Genomic DNA, 365 nt, shown 5'->3' on the forward strand with positions numbered 1-365 from the left:
GAATCAACACTAGCAAAATGTCCAGCTGCTGGCATCCAACCTTGCCACGTTGTCACGCCATCTACCAAATCCGTCGTTCCGGACCGCGTAAAGCGAACAGTCTGAACTTTATCACCAACGGCCGGGGAGCCGTTAGCGTAAGTATAGTGGATGATTTCAGTGACCGTTTTCGTATCACTGATCGGCGTAGTCGCATGCTTGAAGTGAACCTCAAACCGGTTCTTTTGGTTATCAGCCTGATACTTATTGTCCTTAAATATATTACCTACTAGGATATAGTGTTGGCCTTCATAATCACTAATCCGCTGACTTGGTGCCACTTTAAAGGCAATCGCCTGACCAAACTTACCTTTAGCAGTATCTGT

Annotated in this window: 1 protein-coding gene; it reads right to left on the reverse strand. The window is 46.0% G+C overall.

The window, feature by feature from the left end:
• The coding region (locus tag FC43_RS11205; RefSeq protein WP_420865141.1) for a mucin-binding protein at nucleotides 1-365 on the reverse strand (365 nt) is incomplete at both ends.

This window comes from Limosilactobacillus ingluviei DSM 15946, assembly GCF_001435775.1.
Lineage (GTDB): Bacteria > Bacillota > Bacilli > Lactobacillales > Lactobacillaceae > Limosilactobacillus > Limosilactobacillus ingluviei.